The following is an 18,474-nucleotide window of genomic DNA, read 5'->3' on the forward strand; positions in this document are numbered from 1 at the left end:
CGCACGGACCGATGGTTGATCCTGGCTCGAGATCGACGAGATTGCTGTCCTTGACGCGCTATTCGCGGTCTTAGCCCTTGGCGATGAAGGACTGAACTGCTTGTAGAGCGTCGGTCAGCTGCTATGTCATGGAAGCACCTTCATCTTGAACTGGATTGGACACGCTCGCGCACAAAGCGCGCTGTGACTCGGCGGACGGAGAAGCTCGCGAAGTGCGTTACTCATAGCCACTTGGCCTTCTTGAAGCGCATGAACAGGAGAAGGCAGAACACCGCTATCACTCCGAGCACGACGAAGTAGCCATATGGCGTGTCCAGTTCCGGCATGTGCTTGAAGTTCATGCCATATATTCCGGCGATCGCCGTCGGGACCGTCAAGATCGCCGCCCAGGCCGCGAGCTGGCGAGTGACCACACCGATCCTTTGCGCTTCCAGAAGGCTGCTGGCCTCGAAGACCGTGGACAGGACAAGCAGGAGGCCGTCGACCATGGACTGCACGCGGTGGACATGGTCCGCGACGTCGTGGAAATATGGTGTCATTTCGGCGCTGATGCAGGGAAAGTGGCCGCGAACGAGCTTTCGCACCAGCTCGGCCATAGCCCCGAGCGTGCGCTGGAACCGCGTGAGTTCGGACCTTAGTTCGAAGATTCGCGCCACCTCTTCTGGCCCGAGGAAATCGTGCAGCGACCGTCGCTCCATCGCCAGGACGTCGTCCTCGATCATTTCGAAGATGGGCAGATACTGGTCGACCACTCGGTGCAAGATCGCGTGCAGCACATAGTCGACACCCTTGCCGAACTGCGTCGGCGATGCCTCGAGTTGCTCCCGAAGTTTGCCCAGCGCTCCGGCATTGCCGTGCCGCACGGTGATAAGGTGATTGTGACCGGTGAAGATCGCCATCTTGCCGTAGCTGATCCGGTCGCCGACCAGCTCGGCGGTCTGGGCGACGACGTACAACTCATCGTTGTAGACCTCGAGCTTGGGCGGGCACAGCGGGTGCATGGCGTTGTCGATCGCCAAAGGATGGAGGTTATACGTCGTCTGGATCGCGCTGAGTTCGTCTGCGGTGGGCTCGCTAAGCGCGATCCAGCAGAAGCCCGAGCGATTCTCGTTTAGTTCGACGTGCTCATCGAGCCTGATTTCACGGACTCGCTTACCTTCGTTGTAATAATATGCGGCGATAATGGTCATGCAGGCCTCGCAGGAATTCGCAGGCCACGCTGTACAGCCGGTCGCGCCAGCCCGCGTTCGAGCCATGCCTGCACGTTCGAATAGCTGCTTAGGCCGAGGATGTCGCCCGCTGCGTAGAATTCGACCAGCGCATTCACCCAGCCAAACGTCGCAATGTCCGCGATCGAGTAATCATCGACAATCCATTCGCGGCCCTCCAGCCGGTGATCCAGGACCCCGAGAAGACGCCTGGATTCATCAACAAAGCGCTGCCGAGGTCGCTTGTCCTCATAGTCCTTGCCGGCAAATCGCAGGAAAAAGCCTAGCTGTCCGAACATCGGCCCGATGGCCGACATCTGAAAGAACACCCACGCTAGGGTCTCGTAACGCTGGCCTGGTTCGGTGGAGATGAACTGACCCGTCTTGTCGGCCAGATAGAGGAGGATCGCACCGGATTCCCATAAGGCGATGGGTCTACCGTCAGGGCCAGCCGGATCGATGATCGCCGGTATGCGTCCGTTCGGGTTCAGCGACACGAACGCCGGATCCTTCGACTCGTTGTTCGAGATGTCGATCAGGTGGGGCTCGTACGCCAGGCCAGTCTCCTCAAGCATGATCGAGACCTTGACGCCATTGGGCGTAGGGGCTGCGTAGAGTTGCAGGCGATCGGGATGAGATGCCGGCCAGCGCTGCGTGATCGGAAAGGACGAGAGGTCTGGCATAAATCTGCGATCCTGGTGTTGCGATGGCGACTGACTGGAACGAGCCGTCACTCTGAAGTAGGGTTCGATGACCGCGTCGCTGAACGACGCGGTCACGAAGATTGCGGACCGGACCGGCGCAGTGGCAACGGCAGTGAAGCCTATTCCGCCGCGGTCCCGGCCGCTGGCTGTACGTCGTCAACCTTTTGGCGCTTCGGAAGCACCCAGCCGGGACGGACGAAGTGGCAGGTGTAGCCGCCCGGGTGCTTCTCCAGATAATCCTGGTGATCGGGCTCGGCCTCCCAGAACTCGCCGACCGGCTGGACCTCGGTCACCACTTTGCCATCCCACAGCCCCGAGGCATCCACATCGGCGATCGTATCCTCGGCGACGCGCTTCTGCTCCTCGTCGACATAATAGATGCCCGACCGGTAGGAGAGCCCACGATCATTGCCCTGGCGGTTCAGCGTCGTCGGATCGTGGATCTGGAAGAAGAATTCCAGGATGTTCCGGTAGCTCGTCACTGTCGGGTCGAAGACAATCTCGATCCCCTCGGCATGCGTGCCGTGATTACGATACGTGGCGTTCGGAATATCGCCGCCCGTGTAACCCACACGGGTCGAGATGATGCCGGGCCGCTTGCGGATCAGATCCTGCATGCCCCAGAAACATCCTCCTGCGAGAACAGCGCGCTGATGCATGTTAAGCCTCCTCTACTTGATCGAGATATTCACCGTATCCCTCGGACTCCATCTCGTCGCGCGGGATGAAGCGAAGGGACGCTGAGTTGATGCAGTACCGCAGACCGCCGCGGTCGGAAGGACCATCGGGGAACACATGGCCGAGATGACTGTCTGCGTGTACTGACCTGACCTCCGTCCGGACCATGCCGTGTGCGCTGTCCCGCACCTCGTTCACGTTTGCCGAAACGATCGGCTTGGTGAAGCTGGGCCAGCCAGTACCCGAATCGAACTTGTCCGTCGAAGCGAACAGTGGCTCTCCCGACACTATGTCGACGTAGATGCCAGGCTCCTTGTTGTCGTTGTACTCGCCCGTGAAGGGCCTTTCGGTGCCCGCCTCCTGGGTAATTCGGTGTTGCTCGGGAGTCAGGTGGTCGATTGCTGTCTGTGACTTTTCAAACTTCATTACAGTCTCCAATACTTATCTAGAGGGCCAGGCACGCTACCGCTAATTTTTTATGTCTCCTGATTTGCTCCTACAATGGTAGTGGGATGGCAAACGAGGTTTTACTAAGTGTTGGAAAATTAGAGATTTAAATTTCGCGTCTATTAATTCTAGCGCAACTGAGTGGTTAAGCAAGTACGTAATCAGTAAATATTAAAAAAATAACACAAAAGCACGATTATATAATACAGTGTCAGTGTTTTATGATAATCAACAACGCCTGTTTAGATGCTGGTAGATGCGAATTTTTTGGCGTACAGTCAAAATTTTCTGATGGTTGCTTAGTGTGTTGGCGCTGATGGAAAATTGACCCACCCTGCCGATTGAAATTTGACCCAGGGCGGATTGCTGATTTTGTTACCAGCAACTGTGGATAAGTCTACCAGCGCAGCTGCTGTTGCCCCCACTCCTTCGCTAGCCCAGTTCAGTTGTTTAAGACCTGCCACACGCAGCCATGTAGCAGGCCGTCGTCGCCATGAAATCAGAACGGCTCATCGTCCTCCGGTTCCTGGCCGCCCTTACGCTTTCGCTCCCGTGATTTGATCTTGGCCTGGGCCGCCAAGCTACTGTGTTGCAGGCGATAGGACTCGTTACCGGTTTCGACGATGTGGCAGTGGTGGGTCAGCCGATCCAGCAGGGCGGTGGTCATCTTGGCGTCGCCGAACACGCTCGACCATTCGGCGAAGCTCAGGTTGGTGGTGATCACCACGCTGGTGTGTTCGTACAGCTTGGATAGCAGGTGAAACAGCAACGCACCGCCGGCCTGGCTGAAGGGCAGATAACCCAGTTCGTCGAGGATGACCAGATCCATGCGCAGCAGAGCTTGGGCGATCCGCCCGGCTTTGCCGTCGTGCTTTTCGCGCTCCAGCAGATTGACCAGATCGACCGTGGAGTAGAAGCGCACGCGCTTGCCGTGCCGGGTGATGCCGGACACGGCCAGCGCAGTGGCCAGGTGGGTTTTACCGGTGCCAGGCCCACCGATCAGCACCACGTTCTGCGCGGTGTCGGTAAAGGCCAGACTGGCCAGTTCGCTGATCAAACGAGCGTCTGCGCTGGAGGCGCTGAAGTCGAAGCCGGCCAGGTCGCGGTGCATCGGCAGCTTGGCCATGTTCATCTGGTGGCTCACCGAGCGCATGGCGCGATCTGTGTGCTCTTGTTCCAGCAGGTGTTCGAGTGATGTGTGCTGAAAAAACAGGAGGTTTTAACTTGGTAAACTAAACACACTCATCAGGAGTTTACCATGAGCAAGAAACACAAGACTTACACCACAGAATTTAAAGCTGAAGCCATCAAATTAATTGAAGCCAATCAAGGCAATGTCTCGGAAACAGCTAGACAACTTAGCATTTCAATGCAAACTCTTTCAAATTGGAATACCAAAGCAAAGGCTGGAACTTTAGCAGGTACAAAACAGTATTCACCTGATCTAAACGCTCTACTCGAAGAAAATAAAAAACTCAAACAACAGCTCAAAATAGCTGAAATGGAACGTGAATTTTTAAAAAAGGCAGCAGCGTACTTTGCCAAAGAAAGTCAGTAAGGTACGCCTATATGAAACAAAAAAGATATTCTTTTCCAATTACCTTAATGGCTCGATTACTTCATGTTTCAGTTTCATGTTTTTATGATTGGCTCAAGAGAGGCGTGAGCAAAAGAACGATTCAACGAAATCAACAGACGATATTGGTGAAAATAGCCCATGAGGAGACAAGGCAGAGCTATGGTTATATTCGATTAACCAAATACTTACAAGCTCAGGGCATAAAAATGAGTATGTACGCTGTACGTCAGATAAAAGCGCTGAACCACCTGTATTGTAAGCGACACAAGCGTTTTAAAAGGACTACGAATAGTGACCATAATCGAGCGATCTATGAAAACCTGCTGGAGCAACAATTCTCAATGACTAGACCAAATCAAGCATGGTCAAGTGATATTACGTACATATGGACTGTTGAAGGATGGCTGTACTTAGCAGCGGTAAAAGACCTTTACACGAAGCAAGTGGTTGGCTATAGCTTAAATGAGCGCATGACAGCACAGCTTGTTTGTAATGCGCTAAATATGGCTATTCACAATCAAAAACCAACCAAAGAACTGATTGTGCATTCAGACAGAGGAAGTCAATATTGCAGCCATGAATATCGAAATATACTTGAGCAATATGGTTTTCAAGGTTCAATGAGCAAGCGCGGAGACTGTTACGATAATGCACCGATTGAAAGCTTTTGGGGAATACTGAAAAATGAGTTAGTGCATCATTACAACTATCAAACCAGAGAAGAAGCCAAAGCAGATATTATAAAATACATTGAATTATTTTATAATCATCGAAGAATTCAAAAGGGTTTGGGTTTTAAGACACCAAATCAAATGGCCGAAGACTTTTATAAGTTGGCTGCCTAGAATCTCCCAAGGGAAAGTCTCCTGATAATTCAGCGTATATCATTAACTTTTTAAATCTAAAAAACAGGAATTTCATTTATGTCTAAACACTATGATTATATTGCGATTGGCGGAGGCAGTGGCGGTATTGCATCAGTCAATCGTGCTGCCATGTATGGTAAGAAATGTGCACTGATAGAAATGGGTGATATTGGTGGAACCTGTGTCAACGTAGGATGTGTTCCTAAAAAAGTGATGTGGTATTCAGCTCAAATTGCCGATGCGATTCATAAATATGGTCCTGACTATGGCTTTAATACAGAATTGAAATCCTTTAACTGGAAGAAATTAGTTGAAAACAGACAAGCCTATATCAGCCGAATACATACATCGTATGACACAGGACTAGCTAAAAATAATGTTGATGTCATTCGAGGTTTTGCAAAATTTTTAGATGCTCAAACAATTGAAGTAAATGGTGAAACGTACACAGCTGACCATATTTTAATTGCTACGGGGACTCAAGCATTCAAACCTGAAATTGAAGGTGCTGAATATGGTATTGATTCCAATGGTTTCTTCGGATTAGAACACTTACCGAAGCGGACTGCTATTGTTGGTTCTGGCTATATTGCTGTGGAATTGGCAGGTGTTCTTAATGCATTGGGTTCGAATGTACAATTATTTATTCGTAAACATCAGCCTTTGCGTGGATTAGATCATTTCCTTGGTAAAACACTATTAGAGAATATGCGCAGTGAAAATATTAACGTGCATACTCATAGTCAGATTAACAAAGTGACTAAAGTTCAAGATAACTCACTTGTATTACACCTAGAAGATGGTACAGAACATAGTGTAGATTGCTTGATTTGGGCAATTGGTAGAAAACCTGCAACTGAAGCGATCAATCTTAATAAGACTCAAGTTCAATTGAACGAGAATCGCTTTATTCATGTTGATGCATATCAAAATACAACACAGTCTGGCATTTATGCAGTGGGTGATATTACAGGTAAAGTCGAGTTAACACCTGTTGCTGTGGCAGCGGGTCGAAGACTGTCTGAACGTTTATTTAACAATAAGCCAAATGAACATTTAGATTATGAAAATATTCCGACTGTGGTGTTTAGTCACCCACCTATTGGAACAGTTGGATTAACCGAAGATCAAGCCATAGAAAAATTTGGTAAAGATGCCATCAAAATTTATAGTTCTTCCTTTACATCCATGTATACAGCGATAACAGAACATCGACAACTCACAAAAATGAAATTAATTTGTGTAGGAACTGATGAGAAAGTGGTCGGAATTCATGGTATTGGATACGGTATGGATGAAATTCTGCAAGGCTTTGCTGTTGCTTTAAAAATGGGAGCAACTAAAAAAGACTTCGATAACACTTTAGCAATTCATCCGACTTCTGCTGAAGAATTCGTCACAATGCGTTAATCATTGATCATCTAAAAGAGCATTTATTTATATATTTGCTCTTATTTTTATATTCTATATCCAAATTCTCTGTACACGACAAAAATAGATAACTCATTGAAATAATGTCATAATAATTGTTTTCTAACGACGAATACTATGACACATCTCAATGAGTTATATCTTATCTTAAACAAATCTCTAAAATGGAACAAGTCACATTTAAAGTGCTTTGATCCTAGACAAAATAATGGACAGCACGTCCCTCTAAAGATAACGTAACTTTAATCTTTGGAGATTCAAGAAATGGCTAAACGTTTTAGTCCCGAATTTAAACAGCAAGCGATTGATTATGCACTTTCAAACTCACACGAGTCTGTAGCTGCAATCGCCCAGAAATTAGGTGTGGGTTATTCAACATTAGATAAATGGATTCGTGAAACCAATCCGGCAGGTTCAAGTAAACGTCAACTTTCACCAGAACAACAGCGGATCGTGGAATTAGAGAAAGAAGTCAAACAGCTCAAGGAAGCCAATGACATCTTAAAAAAAGCGCATGTGTACTTTCTAACAGATCATGCCAAGAAAAGTACACGGTAATTCAAGATCTAGATATGAATGAAGTCACCGTATCTTCTGCCTGTAAATACCTAGGTGTCAGCACTTCAGGCTATTATGCCTGGCGAAAACGTCAAGCCAATACGGCACAGAAATATAATGACTTAAAAGCCGTATATTGGCAGCATCATGCACGATTGGGTGCACCTTCATTAGTACATGACATGCATGATTTAGGTTACAACATGAGCGAACGTACTATTGGAAGGATGCTAAAGAAGCTTGGTTTACGTAGCAGGATTGCACGTAAATACAAGCATACGACTGATTCAACCCATCGTTTGCCTACAGCACCCAACTTGTTGGATCGCCAATTTACAGTTACTCAGCCTAATAAAGTCTGGACAACAGACATTACCTATATCCGCACTAAAGAAGGTTGGTTGTATTTATGTGTGATGCTAGATTTATTTAGCCGTCGTATCGTGGGGTGGCAAACCAGCCATCGAATAGACCGCCAGTTGGTGTGTGATACGTTTAACTATGCAATGGCTCGTCAGGGTTATCCAACTGGTGTTATGGTTCATTCGGACCAAGGCTCACAGTACTGTAGTCGTGATTTTAGAGCGCTGTTACTGAAAAATGATTGTACTCAGAGTATGTCTAGACGTGGAAACTGTTGGGATAATGCAGTGACTGAAAGCTTCTTTCATACATTAAAAGGTCATGTGGTACATGGCAGTGTGTTTTCGACTCGAAAAGAAGCGAATGCTGTCTTGTTTGACTATATTGAAATTTATTACAATCGAGTCAGAAGACATTCTGCAAACGGCTGGTTAAGTCCAGAAGCCTTTGAACAGAAATATATTAAAAGTTTAGAGGGGCTGGTTGTCCACGATACTGTCTAGGATCACTTTGCGCTCATCATGCTTGTGATTATTTTAAAGCAAACATGTAATCTTTCTTCTGCATCTAAAGCCTTGCCCATCAAGTGCTTACCACAATCATTTTATCGACGTATGCAGCGCTTCTTTGCAGGTCAGTATTTTGATTATCGTCAAATTTCTCAGTTGATTTTCAATATGTTTTCATTCGACCAAGTGCAACTGACTTTAGATAGAACCAATTGGAAATGGGGAAAACGAAATATTAATATCCTGATGCTCGCAATCGTTTATCGTGGAATAGCGATACCTATCCTTTGGACATTGCTTAATAAACGTGGAAATTCAGATACGAAAGAGCGTATTGCTTTGATTCAACGCTTTATAGCCATTTTTGGTAAAGACCGTATTGTGAATGTGTTCGCAGACAGAGAGTTTATCGGTGAGCAGTGGTTTACATGGTTAATTGAACAAGACATCAACTTCTGCATTCGTGTTAAAAAAACTTCATTGTCACCAATCATTTAGGAAAGAATCATAAAATTAGTGATTTATTTCGCCATCTTAAAGTTGGTCAAATTGAATGTCGTAAACGACGGATTTTGGTTGGTCGGGTGAAACTATATATAAGTGCACTACAGTTAGAAAATGGAGAGCTTTTACTCGTCGTTTCTCCTCAGTTTAATGCCAATGCTATTCAGGATTATGCATTACGCTGGGAAATTGAAACCTTATTCAGTTGTCTCAAAGGACGCGGGTTTAATCTTGAAAATACGCGCTTGACAGACCCTAGACGAGTGAAAAAATTGATTGCGGTGTTAGCTATAAGCTTCTGTTGGTGTTACTTAACGGGTGAATGGCAACATGATCAAAAAAAAGCGATAAAAATAAAGAAGCATGGACGACTCTCAATGAGTTTATTTCGCTATGGTTTAGACTATGTTCAAATGGCGATTCAGCGTTTAATTGGTTTTGGGAAAAAAGAAGAGTTTAAGGAAATTTTGGCAATTTTAAGAAGGCAGAATCCTGATAGGATAAGGGTTCTGTGAAATTTGTCGTGTACAGAGAAAATTATCAAAAAAAAACGTAATGCCTTTGGCGGGCATTATGAAGCGCGCGGCAAAGATACTTTAGCCTATGCACCTGAGCCTGAGAACAAGCCCATCTTTATTGATGAAGCCGAAAATGGCAGTAATAAAGTTATTAAATACAGTACTGAAGCTGAGCAGGTGCAGCAAGCAGGAAAAGATTTATCTGGTGCTTTAAATACAGATGCTACGGCGGCTAAAACTCAGCACAGTGATACATCAGTAAGTCTGCAGATAACAGACAATGAGCAAATTCGTGCGATGAGTGATGAGGCATTTAAAGTGCCGAATAATGCACTGTACAGTGTTAATCCAGATTCTAAAGCCAGTTACTGGGTAGAGACGGATCCGACTTATGCGAATTATCAAAACTGGCTGTCTTCGGACTTTATGATAAAGGCATTGGGTCTTGATCCTGCCAATACGCAAAAGCGCATTGGCGATGGCTATTATGAACAGCGTTTGGTGCAAGATCAGATTGCCCAGCTGACAGGTTTTCGCTATTTGTCAGGCTATGAAAGTAATGAGACACAATATAAAGCGCTTATGAATAATGGCTTGAGTTTTGCCAAGCAATTTAATTTGACGGCAGGTGTTGCACTCACTGCCGCACAAATTGCACAGTTGACTACAGATATTGTATGGCTAGAAGAAAAAACAGTACGCTTGCCAAATGGTGAATCTGTAAAAGCTTTAGTGCCAGCTGTTTATGTACGTAGCCGTGAAGGTGATTTAACAGGTGATGGCAGTTTAATTGCAGCTGAAAAAGTGTCGATTATTAGTAAAGGTGATGTGCTGAGCAGTGCAACCATTGCTGGCCGTCAGGCAGTTGATTTAAAAGCAGCGAACTTAGAATTGCTCAATGGGCGTATTCAGTCAAATGAAGTAAGTTTGCAAACGGATAAAAACACCGTACTACAAGGCGGTCAGATTAAAGCGGGTCAAAGCTTAAGCATTGATGCTGGTGAAAATTTAACGCTGACAACGAGCACAGAAAAATCAGAGAACGCCATTGGCAAAAATTACTTTGCCAAAGAAACGGTAGGCAGAGTTGCAGGCTTATATGTTGGACAGGCAAGTGGACAAAACAGTGATACAGAAAATTTAAGTACAACGGTTGTACTGCGCAGTGGCGGAAATACGCAGTTGAATGGTGCGCAAATTGTAAATGCTAATGGTGCAACTCAAATTGCAGCGCAAGGCGATGTCAAACTGGATACCGTGCAACTGTCAAAAATAGAAAAATCATATAACGATAGTAAGCACTTTTTAAATGACAGCCGCACAGAAGAGTTAGGGACACAGATTCAAAGCCAAGGCAAAGTGCTTGTGCAGGGGCAGGATATTTCAGCACGTGCTGTGAATATAGATAGCAAGAATGGTACAACAGCACTTTTGGCCAAAAATGATTTGAATATCAGTGAAGGCCGAACCAGTCTAGATTATGAAGCGATGGATTATGAAAAATCCCGCGGTTTGTTGAGTAAAAAATCTACTCAAACTTATGTCGCAAATCAGCAGAATACGGCTGTTGCCAGCAATATCACTGGCAAAAATATTGTGCTTGACGCGGGTCGTGATATAGCGGTGCAAGGCAGTCAAATTAAAGCAGATGATGCGGCACATATCACAGCAGGCAATAATATTAATATTGTGGCGGCTAAAAACCAATCTGCCCAGCAATCAGAAGTCATTAAGAAAAAGTCAGGCTTTAGCGCCAGTCTTTCAGATGGCGTCGCTAGTGTAGGCTATGGCAAATCAAATGCTAATATTCAACAGGAAAATACAGCAGAGACATTAACGCAAAGTGTCATCAGCAGTGGTCAGGGAAATACGGTTATTGCTGCGGCTAAAGATTTGACTACTGAAGCAGCCTTAATTCAATCTGGCAAAGACCTAACGCTGCAGGGGAAAAATGTAGATTTGAATGCTGGTACAGCAAGCAGTAATCAGCAATTGCAAGTGCAGAGCAAAAATTCAGGTCTATCTGTGGGTATCACCTATAACCCAATTGATGCTGCTGTTTCTGCATATAAGAAGAGTTCTGACAACACAGAGTTTTCTGATAGCGCTGTTGGTCAAGTTATGTCGCATGCAGAGGCAGTGAATAAAGCCGCTCAGGCTGCGACTACAGCAGTAGTAGTAACTGGGGGCAGTCAAAAAATTACGCAGAACAGCACCTACAGCACCACGCAGGCAGTTGTGACACAAGCTGAGGCTCAGGGCAATCTGAATATTATTGCCACTGAAGGCAGTATCCGTAGTCAAGGCGCTCAGCTTTCTGCTGAGGGAGATGCATTGCTGCATGCAAAAGACAATATTCATTTGAGCTATGCCACAGATACAGAATCGCAAACGTCTAGAAGCAAGCAACGCGGCTTCAGTATTGATAACCGTGATAAATCTGCGCCAGCAGGGGTATACAACAATAAAAATCAGGGTACAGGCAGTATTGACCGCGTAACGGGTACTCAGCTGTCTGCAGGTGGTAAATCGACACTGCAAACGACGCAAGGTGATGTCAATATTATCGCCAGTTCGGTCGCATCAGAAGGTGATGTGAATATATTGGCTGCGCGTGATGTAAATATTCTGTCAGCACAAAATACCAAGTCGCAAGCTGAAAGCAGCAGTAATAAAGGCATAGGCAGCGCGCAGATTTCAGATACTGAGCAGTTCTTTGGCTATATGAAAGGCAACAGCCAAAGCAGCAGTAATGATATAGAACAGCAACGCAGTCAGGTTGGAAGTTTAGGCGGGAATGTAAATATTCAGGCGGGTAATGATTATCTACAGCAAAGCGCAGATCTTGTGGCAAAACAGGATGTGAATATTGATGCAAAAACTATTCAAGTTTTAGAAAATCACAACAGGGGCGGTGCGTCGCAATCTTCTAAAGATTTAAAAGTTGGCTTGTTTAAACGCATTAGCTCTCCAATATTGGATTTACTTGGCAGTGCGGACAAAGCCGTGAAAAACAAAGCCGATGATCGAACTCAAGCGCTGCAAGCTGTGGCTGCAGGTGCTCAGGCATATCAAAGCTATAGCGATATTCAGGGTGGTGCATTGTTTAAAGCTGAGGCGGGGATTGGTTTTAGTACGAGCAGCAACCAGCAAAACAGCAGTTATACCAATTCTCAGGAAAATAAGATCACAGCTGGCCGAGATGTCAATTTAAGCAGTACAGCAGGTGATATTCATCTGCAAAATACTCAAGTTACGGCAAATGATGCGATTCGACTGAATTCGGCTAAAGATATTATTTTACAGTCAGGTCAAAGCCAAGCGAAAGCAGATGGTAAAAATAGCAATGCAGGTGCAAGTATCGGTTATGGTGCATCTGTAGGCGCGCAAACTGGTGCATATATTTATGCAGAAGTGGGCTATGGAAAAGGTAGCAATCACAGCAATAGTAATACACATACGCAAACTGTTTTGAATGCTGAAAATATCAGTTTAAACAGTAAAGGCGATACGACTTTGCAAGGTGCAAAAGCCGAAGCAAACCGTATTGATGTTAATGCTGGTGGTAAATTGAATGTGATTAGCACTCAAGACAGTGCAGATCAAAAAATTAAGCAAACGAATGCTGGCGGTCGTGTGCAAGCATCATTTGGGACTGCATGGCAGGCGTCAGGCAATGTCAGCAGCAGTAAGGCTGAGGGTTCATCTACTAGTGTAAATGAGCAGTCTGGCTTATTTGCAGGTGATGGCGGTTACCATGTCAAAGCAGACAGTGTCGATTTGCAGGGCGGCGCAATTGTTTCAACGGCGAACAAAGAAAATAATGATTTAACCGCTAACAGCCTAACGTTTAGCAATCTGGAAAATCAAAGCGCCTATGATGCGAAAAGTGTCAGCTTATCTGGCGGTACAGTGCTGGGCAAAGCAGACAGTTCAACCCAGACACCGCAGCCGACCAGCAATACCAACTGGAGAGATGGTACAAGCTTTAGTCCAAATTTGCCGCAGTCTGATTCTGAAAAAGACAGCAGTACGACCTATGCGACTTTGAGTGCTGGCAATATTAATATTGGCGGTAAAGAGACTAGGGTAGAAGAATTAGGCATTCATAGTGACATTAACACGGCGAACCAACAAGTAAATAATATTCCTGACTTACAAGCTATCTTAGACAAACAAAAGGTTGTATCTGATGCGACATCGACGGTTGTTGCTGCAACACGTACTTATAGCCAAAACAAACAAGCCGAAGCAGAAAAACAAAAGCAAGCAGCAGAGCAGCAGGCCCTAGAAAAGCTGCAAGCAGAAGGTGGAGAAAAGTGGACTGAATATAACAGTATAGATGACTATGTAACTAAACAAAATCTTCTAAAAGGGGCATTACCTGCATACAAAGATGCATTAGACCAAGCACAGTCATGGGGTATGGGTGGAGATAGTAGTCGAGCACTGAATGCTGTGACCACAGCCATTACTGCAGCGTTAGGTGGACAAACCGACCTGCAAGTGGTGACCAATACGCTTGCACCATATGCAGCGCAAGTGATTGGGCAAGAATATGGTCATGGTGAGAATAAAAATACAGCAGCACAGTTGGTGTCTCATGCGATATTAGGTGCAACGCTAGCTTATATTAATGGCGGTGACCCAACGGCAGGTGGAAGTGCGGCCGTTGCGAGTGAAGCTGCAGCGAATTACTTAATCAACCAACTTTCAGAAAAATATAAAGATGATCCAAAATACTTTGTAAATGGTGAGTTCCAAGCGAACTTTCTGTCAGAGGCGGAAAAGGCGCAAATTCGAGATTTAACAGCAGGGATTGGTGCTGTGATAGGTGGAGCTGCAGGAGACTCGAGTTTTAACGCGCAATTGGCAGGTGTGATTGGGCAGAATGCGGTGGAGAATAATGGGTTTTCGATTATTGATGAGAATTATGGAAAGGTAGTTAAAGAAAATACTAAAGTAAAAGTTCCTTGTCCGACAGGATATGTTTGTCCAATACCCGAGAAAACTTTAGGTCAAAAGGCAGCACAGGTTATTAATGATTTAACGTTAAAACAGATTGCTGCAGTGATGGGTGCTGAATATGACCCTTTGACTAAGGAGAAAATTACACCTAAAGAGCGAGAAGATGCAAAAGTTGCAATGTTAGGTCTGGGTTTTTCAAAAGCATTAAATGGCCCTATTAAATTAACAGATAATACATTAGTTGCTATTGAGAAAAAATATGGTTCTGATATTGCAGCAAAAATTACTAATAATTTTTATCGTGATGATGATTTATTGTCACCATATCTAAATCGAGCTGATTTTAGATGGCAACCATCTCAAATAGGTAATCTTCATGTTTTAGAGTCTATAATGAAAAGAGGTGATGTTGAACTTAAACAAGGAGTTTCGGTTGAACAAGTATTCAAAGGGGTTATACAAAAACCAATTAATGAAAGACCTGATCCATCTACTTATTTATCACAAAGTTATATTAATAAACATTTATCAGAATTTGATAGTGGTGTAACAAGAATTATGGTCGATACATCATTTAATAAATATGGTATTGGACAAATTGATGGAACTTCATTTGTTATGACAAAAAGAGAAGCAGATGCAATCATACGAGCAGCAAATAATGATCCAGTAAAAATTGCTAATGCATTAGGAATACCTCAGGGTCAACTTAAGACAGGTGGGTTAGTACGGATTGATATATCTAATCCAAAATATGCTGGTTTAAGACTACCATCTGGTAATGAGGCTGGTGCAAATAGTCAGTGGATTCCTGGTGGTAAATTACCTAATGGTAGTTTAGAAGCTGTTATTGATGCACCTAAAGTCACAAAAGATATGTTAAAAGTGAAAAAAATAGGAAATTGAAATGGATTATAATTTTAAAGATATTTATATATCAAGAAATTTAAAATTTAGTATTGGAGTAGAAGAAAGCATAGAGAAATATTACGTATCTTTTCTTGTTCCTACCAGTAATAGGAAAAGTGATTATGAAATATATTATTGGTTACCAGTAAATTATTCAAAATATGTTTATTCAGAACCAGAAAAGATTTATTCATATGTTTTAGAGTGTTGTAAAGGCTTACATAAAGGTATGGAGATTGATTTAAGTTAAAAAAATTGAAAGCACATTAGAAGTTGGAGCAAAATTAGATAGAGTTGGAGAGCCAACGGGTAGCTTTTTAGCTCCTGCAGGAACACCATACGAGGCAAGAGCATTAGCTTCTGGATCGGCATCGGCAAAAGTTTATCATTATGAAGTAATAAAGCCATTATCTATTATTAAAGGTGAGATTGCTCCAGCATTTGGGCAAAAGGGTGGCGGTATTCAGATATTACCAAATGTAGGACAGAGAGTTAATGTTCAATGTTTAATAGAAAAAGGCTATATTAAAGAGATTAAATGATGCTTAATTTTAACGAAATTCAAGAGAAAATATATGGAGTCTGTAAATAATTTTGTGTAATTGCTTTTCATAAATTTAAAGGCGATTGCTTAAGCGGTCACCGAATTCAATAATAAAGCGGCTCATGGCTAAACGCCAGTCGCGAATAGGCATATTCCACTTTTTAGACGCTGCATCAATTGCCAGGTAAATCACTTTACGTACAGAATCATCCGTTGGAAAGACTTTACGCTTTTTGATCGCCTGACGTATTACGCTGTTTAATGATTCGATCGCATTGGTGGTATAGATGGCTTTGCGTATCTCGGCTGGATAAGCAAAGAAGGTATTTAGATTCTCCCAGTGTGTACGCCAGCTTTTGCTGATCTGTGGGTACTTGTCATCCCATGTTTGGGCGAATTGATCCAAGGCCATCAAGGCTGCCTCTTCAGTAGGTGACTGATAAACGGCTTTTAAATCCTGAGTGACCGCCTTGTAATCTTTCCATGATACATATTTCAAGCTGTTACGCAGCATATGGATAATGCACAGCTGGATATGGGTTTGCGGGTATACGCTGTTAATGGCATCAGGAAAGCCTTTTAGTCCATCCACACAGGCGATCAGAATATCCTGCAACCCTCGGTTTTTAAGCTCAGTCAGGACATTCAGCCAGAACTTTGCACCTTCATTCTCAGCCATCCACATGCCGAGCAGTTCTTTCTGTCCATCAAGATTAATGCCTAAGGCAAGGAATACAGCCTTGTTGATAACACTGCCATTATGACGGACTTTAACTACAATACAGTCCATATAGACGATGGGATAGAGTGCATCCAGCGGACGGTTTTGCCATTCAGCGACTTGCTCCTTAACAGCATCAGTCACCTTGGAAATAAGCGTTGGCGATACATCAGCATCGTACATTTCTTTGAAAGTAGCCACGATTTCACGGGTAGTCATGCCTTTGGCATAAAGGGATAGAATTTGGCTATCCATTTGCGTGATACGAGTCTGATTCTTTTTAATTAGCTGTGGCTCAAATGTGCCATCACGATCTCGTGGTGTGGTGATCTCAATCTCACCATCATCGCTCAGCACGGTCTTACTGGAATAACCGTTACGAGCATTTGAACCGTTCTTACGAGCATTCTTTTCATGTCCGAGATGTTCGGTAAGTTCGACATTGAGAGCCGTTTCAACAGTGAGTTTAGTCAACAATCGGGTGAATTGATTGAGATCGTCTTCTGTTTTGATTCCTTTAGCAAATTCTGCTGCAAGGTCTTTTAGTTTTTGTTCGTTCATCATGTTGCCTGACTCCGTTGTGAATATGAACATAGCAAATTCAGGCAATTACACAATTTAATTTACAGTCTCAATATATGAGTATGGGAGCATTATAAATGCTCCTAAAGATGTTTTAAAAATCTATCCATCTCCTCAGCCAGATGGCACTCCATATATTAGATCTCTTGCGAAAGTCATTATTGAAAATTTATCCGGTTTACCAGTGCAGCGATTAAGTTAATGCGTAAACCGAATCTTTTCCGTCTATTTCGATAGCGTTCACTTAATATTCTAAATGTCTTCAATTGACTATTGATGTGTTCGATCACAACTCGTATTTTTCCAATCATTTTATTGTACTTTTTCTCAACATCAAATAAGGGTATATTCTTCTTTTTCTTTATTGGCATCAATAATTTAAAGCCATCTTGCTCTAATCCGTAGTACCCTAAATCGGTCATAACATATTCACAATGTTTGAATTTCTTAACCGTTTTTCTTGCCAGTTTAATGTCATGCTGACTGCCATTCGATATATCTAGCCCTATGATTTGTTTGCTCTTCGGATGATAGATCACTTGTGCTTTTAGCGTATGTTTCTTCTTTTTACCACTGTAGAACTTACTCTGATTTTTTTTTCGGGCGTTCTATTGAACATTCTGTCGCATCGATAATGACCCAGTTAAAGTGTTCGTCTGCTGTGGTAATGCTTCGTTTTGGCAGAGTAAAACATCTTGATTTCATCAATGCATCTTCAACCTTTTTAATGGTTCGATTCACATTACTTTCAGCGATATGGTAGTGTGCCGCCAATTCCAGTTGAGTACTGTAGTTGCGTAAATAATTGAGCGTTAATAACAACTGATCCTCTATAGCTAAAGTATGAGGACGACCTGATTTCTTTTTGAGTGATTCTGCTTTTTCTAAAACCTCTACCATTTCGGTAAAAACTGGTCGAGGTACGCCAACCAAGCGTTTAAATTCAGAATCTGAAAAACGGTTTAAGTTCTGATATCTCATGAAACTTAGATTGAGGTGGTTTTTACTTTCGCAAGAGATCTATTAAAATTAATAATAATGAATATTTGTATATTGTGGAAGAGAGGGGGATGGAGCTAGAACGTAGAAGAACGGCTAACATAGACGTATTATTATATTGGATAATGTCTGATGTTATATTTTTTTTGGCAAGTCAATACGAGCTTGAAAATAGGGCGAAAGGTTTTGATAGTAGAAGGTTAATATTTAAGAAGGAAATTGAACTTTTTAAAGTTTTAAAAAAAGAGTGGGGAAATATTACGGAGACACGTATTAATCAAATATTAGAAGAAACTCCTTATAATGATTAATTTTGTTAAGGTCTTTTTTTATTAATAAATGAATAATTCAAAGTGAAAATTACTAGTAAAAACTATATAAGTTAT

At 43.5% G+C, this 18,474-nt stretch carries 12 protein-coding genes and 3 pseudogenes; 8 read left to right on the top strand and 7 right to left on the bottom strand.

The features are described from left to right. Positions 1-221: 221 nt before the first annotated feature. From K1T76_RS05095 to istB, 5 genes and pseudogenes are all read right to left on the bottom strand, one after another. Positions 222-1,190: a magnesium and cobalt transport protein CorA gene (locus tag K1T76_RS05095; RefSeq protein ID WP_002118270.1), complete on the bottom strand. Its 969-nt coding sequence runs from the start codon at positions 1,188-1,190 to the stop codon at positions 222-224. Further along, positions 1,187-1,891 (bottom strand): glutathione S-transferase N-terminal domain-containing protein, encoded by a 705-nt coding sequence (locus K1T76_RS05100; protein ID WP_005006007.1) that lies wholly within the window; start codon positions 1,889-1,891, stop codon positions 1,187-1,189. The genes K1T76_RS05095 and K1T76_RS05100 overlap by 4 nt, the downstream gene beginning before the upstream one ends. 140 nt (positions 1,892-2,031) lie before the next feature. Beyond that, a complete protein-coding gene (gene msrA, locus K1T76_RS05105; RefSeq protein WP_023294902.1) occupies positions 2,032-2,571 on the bottom strand; it encodes a peptide-methionine (S)-S-oxide reductase MsrA in 540 nt (179 codons plus the stop codon). A 1-nt stretch (position 2,572) separates the two neighbouring features. Then, on the bottom strand, positions 2,573-3,016 hold the full coding sequence (msrB, locus tag K1T76_RS05110; protein ID WP_003464965.1) for a peptide-methionine (R)-S-oxide reductase MsrB: 444 nt from the start codon (positions 3,014-3,016) through the stop codon (positions 2,573-2,575). Positions 3,017-3,536: 520 nt separating this feature from the next. Next, positions 3,537-4,229, bottom strand: a pseudogene (gene istB / locus K1T76_RS05115) (IS21-like element ISPst3 family helper ATPase IstB); the annotation flags it as partial. A 66-nt stretch (positions 4,230-4,295) separates the two neighbouring features. Between istB and K1T76_RS05120 the strand changes: the two are divergent. The 7 genes and pseudogenes from K1T76_RS05120 to K1T76_RS15105 all read left to right on the top strand — a co-directional run bounded on the left by K1T76_RS05120 (position 4,296) and on the right by K1T76_RS15105 (position 15,784). Beyond that, a protein-coding gene (locus K1T76_RS05120; RefSeq protein WP_085944217.1) for an IS3-like element ISAba22 family transposase occupies positions 4,296-5,461 on the top strand; the annotation gives its coding sequence in 2 pieces (ribosomal slippage) (positions 4,296-4,554 and positions 4,554-5,461; 1,167 coding nt in all). A 78-nt stretch (positions 5,462-5,539) separates the two neighbouring features. After that, a complete protein-coding gene (gene gorA, locus K1T76_RS05125) occupies positions 5,540-6,892 on the top strand; it encodes a glutathione-disulfide reductase (RefSeq protein WP_002122354.1) in 1,353 nt (450 codons plus the stop codon). Between the two features lie 285 nt (positions 6,893-7,177). Continuing rightward, a protein-coding gene (locus K1T76_RS05130) for an IS3 family transposase (RefSeq protein ID WP_087514482.1) occupies positions 7,178-8,337 on the top strand; the annotation gives its coding sequence in 2 pieces (ribosomal slippage) (positions 7,178-7,412 and positions 7,412-8,337; 1,161 coding nt in all). 6 nt (positions 8,338-8,343) lie between these two features. Continuing rightward, positions 8,344-9,362, top strand: a pseudogene (locus K1T76_RS05135) (IS4-like element ISAba1 family transposase); the annotation flags it as partial. A 3-nt stretch (positions 9,363-9,365) separates the two neighbouring features. Further along, positions 9,366-15,239: pseudogene (locus K1T76_RS15100) on the top strand (hemagglutinin repeat-containing protein); the annotation flags it as partial. A gap of 1 nt (position 15,240) precedes the next feature. Continuing rightward, positions 15,241-15,492 carry a hypothetical protein gene (locus K1T76_RS05155; RefSeq protein ID WP_131261659.1) on the top strand — a complete coding sequence of 84 codons (252 nt, stop codon included), beginning with the start codon at positions 15,241-15,243 and terminating at the stop codon, positions 15,490-15,492. Positions 15,493-15,496: 4 nt separating this feature from the next. Further along, positions 15,497-15,784, top strand: coding sequence for a TNT domain-containing protein (locus K1T76_RS15105; protein ID WP_131261663.1), 288 nt, complete (start codon positions 15,497-15,499; stop codon positions 15,782-15,784). A gap of 75 nt (positions 15,785-15,859) precedes the next feature. Here K1T76_RS15105 and K1T76_RS05160 read toward each other — a convergent pair whose 3' ends face one another. Together K1T76_RS05160 and K1T76_RS05165 are read right to left on the bottom strand one after the other, a co-directional pair. After that, positions 15,860-17,068: an IS256 family transposase gene (locus tag K1T76_RS05160; RefSeq protein ID WP_042090285.1), complete on the bottom strand. Its 1,209-nt coding sequence runs from the start codon at positions 17,066-17,068 to the stop codon at positions 15,860-15,862. A 179-nt stretch (positions 17,069-17,247) separates the two neighbouring features. Next, positions 17,248-18,070, bottom strand: a protein-coding gene (locus K1T76_RS05165) for an IS5 family transposase (protein ID WP_107010335.1) whose coding sequence is annotated in 2 segments (ribosomal slippage) — positions 17,248-17,688 and positions 17,690-18,070 — 822 coding nt in all. Because the reading frame shifts where the segments join, the coding sequence is not laid out codon by codon here. 65 nt (positions 18,071-18,135) lie between these two features. Here K1T76_RS05165 and K1T76_RS05170 point away from each other — a divergent pair. Further along, positions 18,136-18,399 (top strand): Imm63 family immunity protein, encoded by a 264-nt coding sequence (locus K1T76_RS05170; protein ID WP_268259889.1) that lies wholly within the window; start codon positions 18,136-18,138, stop codon positions 18,397-18,399. Positions 18,400-18,474: the final 75 nt, after the last annotated feature.

Source organism: Acinetobacter sp. PW68, assembly GCF_020982655.1.
In the GTDB taxonomy this organism is placed as follows: Bacteria; Pseudomonadota; Gammaproteobacteria; order Pseudomonadales; family Moraxellaceae; genus Acinetobacter; species Acinetobacter towneri_A.